The sequence below is a fragment of the Streptomyces sp. CBMA156 genome (genome assembly GCF_014596515.1).
In the GTDB taxonomy this organism is placed as follows: domain Bacteria; phylum Actinomycetota; class Actinomycetes; order Streptomycetales; family Streptomycetaceae; genus Kitasatospora.
In genome coordinates, this window is record NZ_MSJQ01000306.1 from 1 (window position 1) to 12422 (window position 12422).

A 12422-nucleotide genomic window follows, 5' to 3' on the forward strand; every position below is an offset into this window, starting at 1 on the left:
CACCAGGGCGTCCAGGAACTCCTCGACCTCGGCCACCCGGTCCTTCAGCAGGTAGCCGACCCGCTCCGCTCCCGCGTCCAGCAGCCGGGCCGCGTACCCGCGTTCGATGTGCTGGGAGAGCACCAGCGCGCCGCCGGGCGGGCGGCGGGCGCGCCACCGGCCGGCTTCGAACTGCCCGAGCCGTTCGAGCCATGAGAGCCGTGAGAGCCGTGAGAACCGGACGGTGCGGCCCGGTTCTCGTCGGCCTCCCGGGCGGCGATCCCCTGGGCGGTGGTCGTGGCAGGCCGGCTGGTGGGCTTCGGGGCCGGGGCGACGACCTGGACCTTGGCGCCGCGCGAGCACATGGTGGTGCCCCGGAAGGGCAGGTCGCCCTCGTTGACGAAGACGCAGGGGTTCAGCTCGGTGGTGCCGAGCGGGGTGTCTGCCGGGTAGCCGACCCGGACCCGCCTGGTCGTCGAACTGTTCGGCGCCGCCGAGGAGTTGCGGCCGTCCAGGTAGAAGCCCGCCGGGGGCTCGGCCGCGCCGGTGACCGGTGCCAGGACGGTCCAGGCGCCGTCGTCGCCGCGGACCTCGACCCTGGCGTGCCGGTCGGTGAACAGCACGTTCCCGAGGTTGGTGTAGGCGGACGGGGTGGGGTTGTCGAGCACCGCGTCGAACTCGATCGGTGCCCCGCCGGCGACGGCGGTGGCCGGGACCCCGGACACGCTGTTGCTGATCGCGTCGACCTTGATCACGTGGGTGTCGTTCAGCGGCGGCTCGATCGGGGAGTCCAGCCACCAGCCCTTGACGCCGGTGCGGAAGGTGAGGTCCGGGCCGACGCCGCCGTTGGAGGCCCCGTCGTGGGGCAGGCCCATGGGGACGCCGAGGCGCACCTTGATGTCCGTGCCGCCTGCCAGGGCATAGAGCTTGTCGGTGGCGCCCGAGTAGACCGTCCGGTCCGCCTCGGTGCGCTCCTCCAGGTCGACCGTGCGCCAGGCGCCGAGCGAGTCGTCGTGGTACGCGAGACTCAGCGCGTGCGGCGGCGTCCCGAGGCCGGTCTCGATCGAGAACTCCAGTACGACGGCGCTGCCCTGGTCTCCCGGGTTGCCGATGTGCTCGGTGAACTCGACCGGTCCGCCCGCGGCGCCGATCACGGCCGGGGCGTGCACGGTGAGGCTGAACGGCCCGGCGGTGGCGAAGGCCGGGGCGGCCGTCACGGCGCCGCCCGCGACCAACGCGGCGGTGAGCGCGACCGCCGGGGCGAGCCGACGGGCCCGGTGCGGGGCACGGCTGTTCTTGCGCATGGGAATTCCCCCTGGATTTCCGCCCCGGACCGGCACGGCCGGGTCCGGGCAGCACGAAGCGAACCTGATGACCGGTGTGATCGCGGCCGCGCCCGACGGGCCGGCCGTTCCGGCGGTGTCTCCCGCCTCTCGTCTACCAGGACGTGCGGGGGGCGGCGGGGTTGCGGGTCGTCCCGCGAATTCTTCCGGGAATCCCGTGGACACCGTCGGCCTGCTCAGATCTCGTACACGGCGCCGGCCCGGGCGATCTCGACCGGCCCCGGGTAGGCGGCCGCAGCGTCCCTGCGGTTGTGCTCGGCGTCGGTCCACGGGGGGATGTGGGTGAGGACGAGCCGGCGGGCGCCGGCCGCGACGGCGTGCTCACCCGCCTCGCGGCCGTTGAGGTGGACGGCCTGGTAGGTGTCGCGTCCGTCGATGTACGCGGCCTCGCAGAGGAAGAGGTCGGTGTCGCGGGCGAGTCCGACGAGTTCGGTGCTCTCCCCGGTGTCCCCGCTGTAGACCAGCGAGCGGCCGTCGTGCTCCAGCCGGAAGGCGAAGGCGTCGACGGGGTGGTTGACCCGGGCGACGTCGATCCGGAACGGGCCGAGCTCGAAGCTGCCGGGGGTGAGGGTGCGGAACTCGAACACCTCCTTCATCCCGGGGTTCTCCGGCATGTCGTAGGCGCGGGCGAGGCGTTCGGCGGTGCCGGCCGGGCCGTACACGGGCAGCAGCCCCGGGCAGCCCTCGGCGCGGTAGTTGCGGGCCACCCAGTAGGCGCACAGGTCGACGCAGTGGTCGGCGTGGAGGTGGCTGAGCAGGACGGCGTCGACGTCGTAGAGGCCGGTGTACTTCTGGAGGGCGCCGAGGGCTCCGTTGCCGAGGTCGAGGACGACGCGGTAGCCCTCGGCCTCGACCAGGTAGCTGGAGCAGGGCGAGTCGGCGGCCGGGAAGCTCCCCGAGCACCCCACCACGGTCAGTTTCATCCGAGCCCCTCCGCCCCGACACGTCCTGGCTGCTGCTGGAAAACGGCGTCGCCGTCTTCCGTGGAGAACGGCGTGGAAAACGGCGGGCCGGGCCGGTGGACCGGCCGGTGGCACCGCATTGGTGTGTCGAGGGTAAGGGCGGAGCGGCACTTTGCCCCCGTCCCCGTGCCGGGCTGTGGGCGGAATCACCAGAACGCCCGGGGCGGGGACGGGGGCGGTCGACGGGGCCGGGTCTCAGCGGCTCCGTGGCCGGTTGCGGGCCCAGGTGCGGATGGTGAAGGGGTACCAGCGCGGGTGTCCGCTGCCGTCGGTCAGGTCCGGATCGGGCAGCAGCGCGTGCCGGCGGTAGCTGCGGACGGTCTCGGGCCGGACGTTGATGTGACGGGCGATCTCGGCGTAGGACCACAGCTCGGGGCCACGGGCCACGGGGCACCTCCGGGGGGACGGGGGCGGACGTTCGTGACGCAGCCTTGCCGAGTCGGGCGGGGCGCCGGGCCAGGAACGGCCGCCGTGGCACGACCGTGACGAACCGGGAGCAATGCGCGGACAAACACCCGGACACCTGCCCGACCGTCGCGGCGGCCACGGTGGTGGCGTTCGCCCCCGGGCCGGTACGGTCGCCGCATGAACGGCATGACCGCTACCTGGCTCGTCCTGTCACTGCTGGGCGTCGCGCTGCTGGCCGCCGCCGTGGCGGTGCTGGTGCGGCGCACCCGCCCGTCCCCGCGCCCGGCCGGGCCGCCCCGCCCGCGGCCGCGCGCGGGGACGGCCCCGGCGCCTCAGGAGATCTGGTGGGCCGACGTGCCGTTCGAGGACGGCCCCGGCTCCAAGGACCGCCCGTGCCTGGTGCTGCGGGTGCACGGCCGGACCGCCACCGTCGCCAAGATCACCAGCAAGCACCACACCGAGCGCCCCGGCGTGCTGCCGCTGCCGCCCGGCACGGTGGGCGACCGGCAGGGCAGGACCAGCTGGCTGGAGACCGACGAGCTGCGCGAGGTGCCGCTGTCGTCCTTCCGCCGCCGGGCCGGCACCCTGGACCAGCGGTCCTGGGCCCGGGCCCGGCAGGCCCGCTAGACCCGACAGGCCCGGTAGCGCCCTACGCCCAGAGCTGGCCCTGCAGGGCCTCGACCGCGGCCTCGGTGGACTCGGCGGTGTAGATGCCGGTGGACAGGTACTTCCAGCCGCCGTCGGCGACCACGAAGACGATGTCCGCGCGCTCCCCCGCGGCCGCGGCCTTGCGGCCGACGCCGATCGCCGCGTGCAGGATGGCGCCGGTCGACACGCCTGCGAAGATGCCCTCCTGCTGGAGGAGTTCGCGGGTGCGGCGGACGGCGTCCGCGGAGCCGACCGAGAAGCGGGTGGTCAGCACCTCGGCGTCGTACAGCTCGGGGACGAAGCCCTCGTCCAGGTTGCGCAGCCCGTAGACCAGGTCGTCGTAGCGCGGCTCGGCGGCGACGATCCTCACGCCGGGGACCTTCTCGCGCAGGAAGCGGCCGACGCCCATCAGGGTGCCGGTGGTGCCGAGGCCGGCCACGAAGTGGGTGACGGTCGGCAGGTCGGCGAGGATCTCGGGGCCGGTGCCGGTGTAGTGGGCACCCGCGTTGTCGGGGTTGCCGTACTGGTAGAGCATGACCCAGTCGGGGTGCTCGGCGGCGGTCTCCTTGGCGATCCGGACGGCGGTGTTGGAGCCGCCGGCGGCCGGCGAGGGGATGATCTCGGCGCCCCACATGCGGAGCAGCTCGCGCCGTTCCTCGCTGGTGTTCTCGGGCATCACGCAGACCATCCGGTAACCCTTGAGCTTGGCGGCCATGGCCAGCGAGATGCCGGTGTTGCCGCTGGTGGGCTCCAGGATGGTGCAGCCGGGGGTGAGCCGGCCGTCGGCCTCGGCGCGCTCGATCATGTGCAGCGCCGGGCGGTCCTTGATCGAACCGGTGGGGTTGCGGTCCTCCAGCTTGGCCCAGAGGGTCACCAGGCCCTCGGCGTTGCCGGGGACGGCGGCGGACAGCGTCGGCAGGCGGACCAGCGGGGTGTTGCCGACGGCTTCGAGCGGACTGTCGTAGCGCAAGGGAGGCCTCCGGCCAAGGCGGTGAGGGTGACGAGGGACGGCTCCCCCCGCCGGGCCGGCGGGAGGAGCCGGGAGCTCAGCGGGCGCCGCCGGCGACGGCGGGCAGGATGGTGACGCTGTCACCGTCGGCGAGGGCGGTGGAGATGCCCTCCAGGAAGCGGACGTCCTCGTCGTTCAGGTAGACGTTGACGAAGCGGCGCAGCTCGCCGCCCTCGACCAGGCGGGCGGCGATGCCCGGGTGGCGGACGTCGAGGTCGGTGAAGAGTTCCCCGAGGTTGCTGCCGTTGCCCTCGACGGCCTTGGCGCCGTCGGTGTAGGTGCGGAGGATGGTCGGGATGCGGACCTCGATGGCCATGAGTGCGCTCCTGGGCGAGTCGTGGAGTGGGTGGGCCGCAGCGAGCGCGGCGGGGCGGGCGGACGCCCGGGGCCCGGCGTCGCGGGAGGGCGGCGGGCCCGGGTGAGTGGGTGCAGCGGCTCTCAGCGCGAGCGCGCGGGCGTGCCGGGACAGATCGCACCGGCGTGCCGGCACAGGTCGATGTGCAGGCGCGCCACGAGGCGGGTGCCCGGGGCCTGAGTGCTCACATCGACGGAACGCATGGGCTCATCGTATAGATTCCCGGCCCCGCTCCGACATGCCCGTCTCGGGATCCGGATGTTCTCGTTTCCCGTACTGAGACGACGGCGGCCCGCCGCCCCCTTGGGAGGGGGCGGCGGGCCGTGTCCGCGGGGCCGCCGGTCAGGCCTGGTAGGCCTCGACGACCTGCACGTCTTCCTCTGTGATCTCGCCGTCCACGATGCGGAACGAGCGGAACTCGTAGGGGTCCTCCTCGCCGGTGCCCTCTGCGGTGGAGACCAGGACGTAGTGGGCGAACGGCTCGGAGGCGTAGCTCACGTCGGTGCGCGAGGGGTAGGCCTCGGTGGCGGTGTGCGAGTGGTAGACGATCACCGGCTCCTCGTCCCGGTCGTCCATCTCGCGGTAGAGCTTGAGAAGGTCGCCCGAGTCGAACTCGTAGAAGGTGGGCGAGCGCGCGGCGTTGAGCATCGGGATGAACCGCTCGGGCCGTCCGCTGCCGGCCGGTCCCGCGACCACGCCGCAGGCCTCGTCCGGGTGGTCGGCGCGGGCATGGGCCACGATCCGGTCGCGGAGTTCTCGGGTGATGGTCAGCATGCGGTCAGGATAGCCACGCCCCGGCGCGTGTCCGCCGGGGTGTCCGAGGCGCGGTCGGCCACCGTCCGAGGCACGGTCAGCGGGCGTCCGCGTTCCCGTCGGCGGCGGGCAGCCGGGCCGGGCCGGCGCCGTGGAGGGCCTGCGGGTCGCGGCGCTTGAGCACCCGGTAGCCGACCACCAGCAGCAGGGCCCAGGCGGGGAAGACGAACAGCGAGATCCGGTTGTCCCGGTCCAGGCCGATCAGCACCACGACCACGGCGAGGAAGGCGAGTGCCGCCCCGCTGACCCAGGCGCCGCCGGGCGCCTTGAAGCTGGGCGCCGGCAGGCGGCCGGCCTGCCAGGCCCTGCGGTAGCGGATCTGGGAGATCAGGATCATCGCCCAGGTCCACAGGCCGCAGACCGTGGCGACCGAGGTGATGTACTCGAACGCCCGTGCCGGGACGAGGTAGTTGAGCACCACGCCGGCACCCATCAGCAGGCTGGAGACGGTGATCGCGAAGGCCGGGGTGCGGCGGGCGTTGAGCCTGGTGAGCCGTCCCGGTGCCTGCCCGCTCAGCGCGAGGTCGCGCAGCATGCGGCCGGTGGAGTACATCCCCGAGTTGCAGGAGGAGAGCGCCGCGGTGAGCACCACGAAGTTGATGATGCCGGCCGCCGCCGGGATGCCGATCTTGCCGAAGGCTGCGACGAACGGGCTGACGCCGGGCCGGAATTCGGTCCACGGGACGAGCGAGAGGATCACCACCAGGGCGCCGATGTAGAACAGCGCGATCCGCCAGGGCAGGGTGTTGATGGCGCGCGGCAGGGTCTTCTCGGGGTTCTCGCTCTCGCCCGCGGTGACGCCGACGAGTTCGACGCCCAGGTAGGCGAACATGACGATCTGGAGGGTCATCACGGTGGAGCCGATGCCCTCGGGGAAGAAGCCGCCGTGCTGCCACAGGTGACTCACCGACGCGGTGTCACCGGCCTTGCTGAAACCGAGGGTCAGCACCCCGATTCCGATCAGGATCATGCCGATGATGGCGGTGACCTTGACCATGGAGAACCAGAACTCGATCTCGCCGAACAGCTTCACCGAGATCAGGTTGGCCCCGTAGAGCAGGACCAGGAAGGTCAGCGCGCTGATCCACTGGGGTATGCCGGGCGCCCAGAACCGCACGTAGACAGCGGCGGCGGTGGTCTCGGCCATGCCGGTGACGACCCAGAACAGCCAGTACGTCCAGCCGGTCACGTAGCCGGCGAAGGGGCCGAGGAACTCCCGGGCGTACTCGGCGAAGCTGCCGGAGACCGGGCGGTAGGTGAGGAGTTCGCCGAGTGCCCGCATGATCACGAAGATCACCAGGCCGGCGACGGCGTAGGAGAGGATCAGGCTCGGACCCGAGCGGGAGATCGCGGTGCCCGCGCCGAGGAACAGGCCGGTGCCGATCGCGCCGCCGATCGCGATCATCTGGATCTGACGGCTGCCGAGCCCGCGCTCGTAGCCCTCCTCGCCCGCTGTGCCGTCGGCCACTCCGTCGTACAACTTCTCGGCCATCGCGCACCGTCCTGGTCGGTCTCGGGGGTGGAGAAGTCGTACCACGCGGAGTTCGGACAGCGGTGTCCATCTGAGCGTTATTTGAGCATGACCCGTCCCGTTTTGCCTGATTTTCATAAGAAATGCCCCGGCCATTCGTCCGCATTCTGGACGAAACGACCGGGGCTTGCCCGGAACCGGGCAGGATCGGTGCGCGGTCAGTCCGCGATGGCCTCCAACAGCGACTCCTGCAGGGCTCCCAGCCACAGGTACGCCATCACCAGCGGCTTGCGCTCGTCGCCGTCCGGCAGCTCGTAGAGGCCGTCCTCGTCCTCCTCGGTGATCTCCAGCCGGGCCCCGACGGCCAGCCGCAGGTCGTTCAGCGCACCCAGCCAGCGCAGGCAGTCGGGGGCGGCGAGCTTGAGCACCCCGCCGTCGCCGAGGCCGTCCAGCGCCCGGACGACGAACAGCGCGTCGTCCCGCTTGCGGGCCCGCAGGTCCAGCTCGGTGAAGCGGCGGAACTCGCCCGCGGCGGCCCTGGTCTCGTCGTCCGCCGGCTTCTCCGGGTCCCCGTAGGCGTCCGGGAAGAGCCTGGCCAGCGCCGGATCGGTGGGTGCCTCGGTCGGGCCCTCGGCGAACAGCGCCGCCAGCGGGTCCCCGTCCTCCCCGCCCGGGCCCGGGCCGATCAGCTCCAGCAACTGCACTTCCAGCGAGCGCAGGATGGAGGCCTCCCACTCGTCCAGCGCGATCGCCGCGCCGCCACCGCCGGTGCTCTCGAACAACCCAGCCATCTGTATCGGTCAGCCCGTCTTCGTCGTCTTCGGTCGTACGGCCGGCGGTCCGGCAGTCCGGCGCCGACCGGGTCGGCGGTGCCGGTCGGGTCGGCGCCCGGCCCGCCGGTGCCGGTCGGGCCGGCGTCAGTCGTGCTGCAGCGTCGCCCAGAGGCCGTAGCCGTGCATCGCCTGCACGTCACGCTCCATCTCCTCGCGGGAACCGCTGGAGACCACCGCCCGCCCCTTGGTGTGAACGTCCATCATCAGCTTCCTCGCCTTGTCCTTCGGGTAGCCGAAGTAGGCCTGGAAGACGTACTGGACATAGCTCATCAGGTTGACCGCATCGTTGTGCACGATGGTCACCCACGGCGTGTCCGGCTCGGTCACCGCCAGTCCTTCGACCTCCGGGCGCTCGATCTCCACGGGCGCGACGCTCACGCCGGGTCCTCCTCGCTGCACAGTCGTCCGATACCCCTCACGCCCCATGCTGCCATCCGGGGGACACCCGGGCGATTCCGGCCCCGGCATCCCGGAGAGAAATCGTCACTCTGACGCTAAGTGGTAGTAGCATCATCCTCATGGACGCCACTTCAGTGCGCGCGGCCGGCTCGACCGCGCTGCTCACCGACCGCTACGAGCTCACCATGCTGCAGGCCGCCCTGCGCAGCGGAGCCGCGCACCGCCGCTCCGTCTTCGAGGTGTTCACCCGCCGCCTGCCCAGCGGCCGCCGCTACGGCGTCCTGGCCGGCACCGGCCGGGTGCTGGACGCCGTCGAGAACTTCCACTTCTCCACCCCCCAGCTGGACTGGCTGGCCGACCAGCGCGTGGTCGACGAGGACACCCTGCGCTTCCTGGCCGACTACCGCTTCCGCGGCGACATCCACGGCTACCCCGAGGGCGAGGTCTACTTCCCCGGTTCGCCGCTGCTCACCGTCGAGGGCAGCTTCGCCGAGGCGGTGATCCTGGAGACGGTGATCCTCTCGATCCTCAACCACGACTCGGCCATCGCGGCCGCCGCCTCCCGGATGACCGCCGCCGCGGGCGGCCGTCCGGCGATCGAGATGGGCGCCCGCCGGGCCCACGAGCAGGCCGCCGTCGCCGCCGCCCGGGCGGCCTACGTGGCCGGCTTCGCCGCCACCTCCGACCTGGAGGCCGGCTTCACCCACGGCATCCCGACCACCGGCACCGCCGCGCACGCCTTCACCCTGGTCCACGACAGCGAGCGGGACGCCTTCAGGGCGCAGATCGCCTCCATGGGCAAGGGCACCACGCTGCTGGTCGACACCTTCGACCTGCGCGAGGCCGTGCGCACCGCCGTCGAGGTGGCCGGGCCCGAGCTGGGCGCCGTCCGGATCGACTCCGGCGACCTCACCCTGTTGGCCCACCGGGTCCGCCGCCAGTTGGACGACCTGGGCGCCGACCGGACCAGGATCATCGTCACCTCCGACCTCGACGAGTACGCGATCGCCGCCCTGGCCGCCGCCCCGGTGGACGGCTACGGCGTCGGCACCAGCCTCGTCACCGGCAGCGGACACCCGACCTGCGCGATGGTCTACAAGCTCGTCGCCAGGGCCGGGACCGACGGCGGGCCGATGGTGCCGGTGGCCAAGCGCGCGGCCGGCGGCAAGACCAGCATCGGCGGCCGCAAGTGGGCGGCCCGCCGGCCCGACGCCGACGGGGTGGCCGAGGCCGAGGTGGTCGGCACCGGGCCCGTCCCGGACGACCTGCGGCCGCACCTGCTCCAGGTGCCGCTGGTGCTCGGCGGCGAGACGGTCGGCCGGGAACCGCTCAGCGCCGCCCGCGACCGGCACGTGCGCGCCCGCGCCGCGCTGCCGCTGTCCGCCACCCAGCTGTCCAAGGGCGATCCGGTGCTGCCGACCGAACTGGTCCTGCCCACCGAACCCACCCGCTGACCGGAGCCGCCCGGGGCCGGGCCACCGGACCGGCCCCGGGGCTTCCGCCCCCGCGCGCCACTCCCTAGAGTCAGCCTTAGAGTTCCCCCGAGTTTTCCCCGGAGCTCCCCGAGGACCCCCGCGCCCCACACGGCCGGGCCGCGTACTCCCGAGGGCTCCCCCACCGGGGCGCCGCCTCCCGCGGGCCCCCGAGATCCGAGGATGCCAGCCATGCACCGGGCACTGATCGTCGTCGACGTGCAGAACGACTTCTGCGAGGGCGGCAGTCTGGCCGTCGCCGGAGGCGCGGAGGTGGCCGCCGCCATCACCGACCTGATCGCCGAGTCCGCCCCCGGCTACCGGCACATCCTCGCCACCCGCGACCACCACATCGACCCCGGCGACCACTTCTCCGCCGAGCCCGACTACGTCGACAGCTGGCCGCCGCACTGCGTGGCCGGCACCGAGGGCGTGGGCTTCCACCCCAACTTCGCGCCCGCCGTCATCTCCGGCGCGGTCGAGGCGGTCTTCGACAAGGGCGCCCGCTCGGCGGCGTACAGCGGCTTCGAGGGGCTGGACGAGAACCGCCGCGGGCTGGTGGAGTGGCTGCGCGAGCGGCAGGTCGACGAGGTCGACGTGGTCGGCATCGCCACCGACCACTGCGTCCGGGCCACCGCGCTGGACGCCGCCAGGGAGGGCTTCAGCACCCGGGTGCTGCTGGACCTCACCGCCGGGGTGAACCCGGAGACCACCGCCGCGGCGCTGGCGGAGCTGCGGGCGGCCGGGGTCGAGCTGGTCGGCGAGCCTGTGGTCCGCCCGTAGCGCCTTCCGGCGCTGCGACGTGGGGGCTGCGGCTCCCGGGGCTGTGACTCCGGGCCGTGACTCCGGGCCGTGGCTCCGGGCCGCTTCCACGGCCGGCCGGCGGGCCGCCCGCTCAGACCACCAGCAGCTCCACCACGTCCGTCCCGCCGACCCGGTACGCCTCGCGCAGTTCGCCGCCGACCGCGTCCGGGTCGGCGGCCAGCCGGGCCCCGGAGACGTACACCACGCGGACGCCCAGGTACTCCATCCGGTGCTGGCCGCCGCGCACCCAGGCGGCCTCGCCCTCGCTCACGCTGCGCAGCTCCGGGTCCACCTCCACCGCGACGCCGCGGTCCGGCCAGTAGAGGTCGGGGACGGCGATGTACGTGCCGCCGCGCATCCGCAGCTCGGGGGCGTTCAACGGGGCGGGCAGCAGCCACTCGTCGACCAGCCGGCCGATCCGCTCCAGCAGCAAGTCCCGCTCGGCGGCGATGAGTTCGTCCAGAGCGGCCCGCACCCTGGGTTCACAGGTGAGCCCGGAGTCGGCCAGCTCGGCCACCAACTCCCGTACCGTGCAGCGGTTCTCGGGCGAGGCCACGGCCTCCTGCAGCACCTCGCGCACCGGGGCCGGGCCGCCGGGCCCGGCCGTCCACTCGACCAGCGCGTCGGCGACCGCCCTGGCCACCGGAGCGCAGGCCAGGCCGTGCACCGACCGCGCCACCAACTCCCTTTCGGTGCGCCTGATCCGGACCTCGCCGACGTCCTTCAGCCGACGCTGACGGGGCACCAGGACGTCCACCCCGGCCACTGCGGGCAGCCGGGGCGCGGCGGTGAAGCCGTACAGCGCCAGCGCGGCCGTACCGGTGATCACCGCGACCTCCCGGCGGCCCTCCTCGCGCCCGTTCTGCGCGGCGTACAGCAGGGCGGCCCACATCCGCTGCTCCGGGGTGGGCTCGGCGGACTGCAGCAGGTAGACCCTGGGCAGCATCCGCTGCCAGGGGCCGCCCCGACGACAGTGCTCGGTGATCACCCGGGCCGGCACGCCCCGGGCGCGCAGCTGGTTCGCGGTGACGACGTTCTGTTGACGCTTCGCCAGCTCCTCCAGGGACGGCGGCGGCGACGGAATCCGGTAGCTCATGCCGACACCATCCCCAACCGTCCGGACCCGCGACCGGGTGCCTGACGCACTGTTACCCAACCGTCGCGAAACCGGGATCAGCCGGCACTAAAGTCCTCATACCCTCACTCATTTGGAGTAATTGACGCTCATAATGTTGTCATATGTGATCGAAAATGATCGCCAACCTGGTCGCCTGACCCAGAGTGACCAAGGGCATACGGCGAGGGACCCCCAGGGCGTCAATCCCACCCCGGGAATTGCCTAGGCTTACGTCATGTCACGTGACGAGACCGCCGGCCTCCGCGCGGCCCAGCTCCGCCTCGGCCGTCTGCCCGGATACGTCCGCCGCCCAGACCCCGCCCGCCGGAGCGGCGAGAAGGGCCATACGTACAAGAAGGGCTGGGAAGTCCGCTTCACCGCCCGCAGTGAGGCCGAGATAGCAGAGATCCGCGACCTCGTGGTCGCCGCCGGGTTCGCCCCGGCCAGGCCCTTCTTCAAGGGCCACCAACTCATCCAGCCCGTCTACGGCATGGCGGCCGTACAGGCCTACCTGGCTGCTAGACAGGCCGCCGAGGAACACGCCGCCAGGGCCGCGCTCGGCCGCCGGCGGCGCACGGACGGACCGACCGCCGGGGGGCACGGGTCCGGACCGCTCGTGGGCGGCGGGCGCACCGCGGGTTCGCTCGGGCCCGGAGCACACGGGTCCGGAGCGCACTCGTCCGGAGCGCATGGGCCCGGAGGGCACTCGTCCGGAGCGCACGGGCCCGGAGCGCACGCCGCGGGTACCGGCGCACCGGTGCGAGCGCGAGGAGGCCGCCGCCGGAGCAGCCGCGGCGGCTGCGGCCGCG

The 12422-nt window shown here is 73.0% G+C and carries 14 protein-coding genes and 1 pseudogene; 3 read left to right on the forward strand and 12 right to left on the reverse strand.

Features of this window, described 5'->3' with window-relative positions; translation table 11 throughout:
- From BU198_RS42605 to BU198_RS26640, 3 genes and pseudogenes are all read right to left on the reverse strand, one after another.
- A pseudogene (locus BU198_RS42605) lies at nucleotides 1–153 on the reverse strand (DNA-binding response regulator); the annotation flags it as partial.
- Between the two features lie 1345 nt (nucleotides 154–1498).
- Nucleotides 1499–2245, reverse strand: coding sequence for an MBL fold metallo-hydrolase (locus BU198_RS26635; RefSeq protein WP_188299419.1), 747 nt, complete (start codon nucleotides 2243–2245; stop codon nucleotides 1499–1501).
- 234 nt (nucleotides 2246–2479) lie between these two features.
- Nucleotides 2480–2671, reverse strand: coding sequence for a MarR family transcriptional regulator (locus tag BU198_RS26640; RefSeq protein ID WP_188299420.1), 192 nt, complete (start codon nucleotides 2669–2671; stop codon nucleotides 2480–2482).
- A 207-nt stretch (nucleotides 2672–2878) separates the two neighbouring features.
- Between BU198_RS26640 and BU198_RS26645 the strand changes: the two genes are divergently transcribed.
- Complete coding sequence (locus BU198_RS26645) at nucleotides 2879–3319, forward strand: type II toxin-antitoxin system PemK/MazF family toxin (protein WP_188299431.1); 441 nt, start codon at nucleotides 2879–2881, stop codon at nucleotides 3317–3319.
- Between the two features lie 22 nt (nucleotides 3320–3341).
- On the opposite strand, the gene BU198_RS26650 is transcribed toward BU198_RS26645, so the two are convergent.
- The 7 genes from BU198_RS26650 to clpS form a co-directional block, all read right to left on the reverse strand.
- A complete protein-coding gene (locus BU198_RS26650) occupies nucleotides 3342–4310 on the reverse strand; it encodes a PLP-dependent cysteine synthase family protein (protein ID WP_188299421.1) in 969 nt (322 codons plus the stop codon).
- Nucleotides 4311–4386: 76 nt separating this feature from the next.
- The gene (locus BU198_RS26655) at nucleotides 4387–4665 is read right to left on the reverse strand and encodes a MoaD/ThiS family protein (protein WP_188299422.1); all 279 of its coding nucleotides are present in this window, start codon (nucleotides 4663–4665) and stop codon (nucleotides 4387–4389) included.
- A gap of 122 nt (nucleotides 4666–4787) precedes the next feature.
- Nucleotides 4788–4907, reverse strand: a complete 120-nt coding sequence (locus BU198_RS43950; protein ID WP_310593142.1) for a putative leader peptide — start codon at nucleotides 4905–4907, stop codon at nucleotides 4788–4790.
- A gap of 139 nt (nucleotides 4908–5046) precedes the next feature.
- On the reverse strand, nucleotides 5047–5478 hold the full coding sequence (locus tag BU198_RS26660; RefSeq protein WP_188299423.1) for a Mov34/MPN/PAD-1 family protein: 432 nt from the start codon (nucleotides 5476–5478) through the stop codon (nucleotides 5047–5049).
- Nucleotides 5479–5554: 76 nt separating this feature from the next.
- Nucleotides 5555–7009 carry an amino acid permease gene (locus BU198_RS26665; RefSeq protein ID WP_188299424.1) on the reverse strand — a complete coding sequence of 485 codons (1455 nt, stop codon included), beginning with the start codon at nucleotides 7007–7009 and terminating at the stop codon, nucleotides 5555–5557.
- A 197-nt stretch (nucleotides 7010–7206) separates the two neighbouring features.
- Nucleotides 7207–7779 carry a DUF2017 domain-containing protein gene (locus tag BU198_RS26670; RefSeq protein ID WP_188299425.1) on the reverse strand — a complete coding sequence of 191 codons (573 nt, stop codon included), beginning with the start codon at nucleotides 7777–7779 and terminating at the stop codon, nucleotides 7207–7209.
- Between the two features lie 126 nt (nucleotides 7780–7905).
- A complete protein-coding gene (gene clpS / locus BU198_RS26675) occupies nucleotides 7906–8199 on the reverse strand; it encodes an ATP-dependent Clp protease adapter ClpS (RefSeq protein WP_188299426.1) in 294 nt (97 codons plus the stop codon).
- A gap of 140 nt (nucleotides 8200–8339) precedes the next feature.
- Here clpS and BU198_RS26680 point away from each other — a divergent pair, with 140 nt between their 5' ends.
- Together BU198_RS26680 and BU198_RS26685 are read left to right on the forward strand one after the other, a co-directional pair.
- Nucleotides 8340–9674 carry a nicotinate phosphoribosyltransferase gene (locus BU198_RS26680; protein WP_188299427.1) on the forward strand — a complete coding sequence of 445 codons (1335 nt, stop codon included), beginning with the start codon at nucleotides 8340–8342 and terminating at the stop codon, nucleotides 9672–9674.
- 210 nt (nucleotides 9675–9884) lie between these two features.
- The gene (locus BU198_RS26685; RefSeq protein ID WP_188299428.1) at nucleotides 9885–10475 is read left to right on the forward strand and encodes an isochorismatase family protein; all 591 of its coding nucleotides are present in this window, start codon (nucleotides 9885–9887) and stop codon (nucleotides 10473–10475) included.
- A 112-nt stretch (nucleotides 10476–10587) separates the two neighbouring features.
- Here the strand turns inward: BU198_RS26685 and BU198_RS26690 are convergent, their stop codons facing one another.
- Together BU198_RS26690 and BU198_RS26695 are read right to left on the reverse strand one after the other, a co-directional pair.
- Nucleotides 10588–11592 carry a hypothetical protein gene (locus BU198_RS26690; protein ID WP_188299429.1) on the reverse strand — a complete coding sequence of 335 codons (1005 nt, stop codon included), beginning with the start codon at nucleotides 11590–11592 and terminating at the stop codon, nucleotides 10588–10590.
- A gap of 259 nt (nucleotides 11593–11851) precedes the next feature.
- Nucleotides 11852–12154 (reverse strand): hypothetical protein, encoded by a 303-nt coding sequence (locus tag BU198_RS26695; RefSeq protein ID WP_188299430.1) that lies wholly within the window; start codon nucleotides 12152–12154, stop codon nucleotides 11852–11854.
- Nucleotides 12155–12422: the final 268 nt, after the last annotated feature.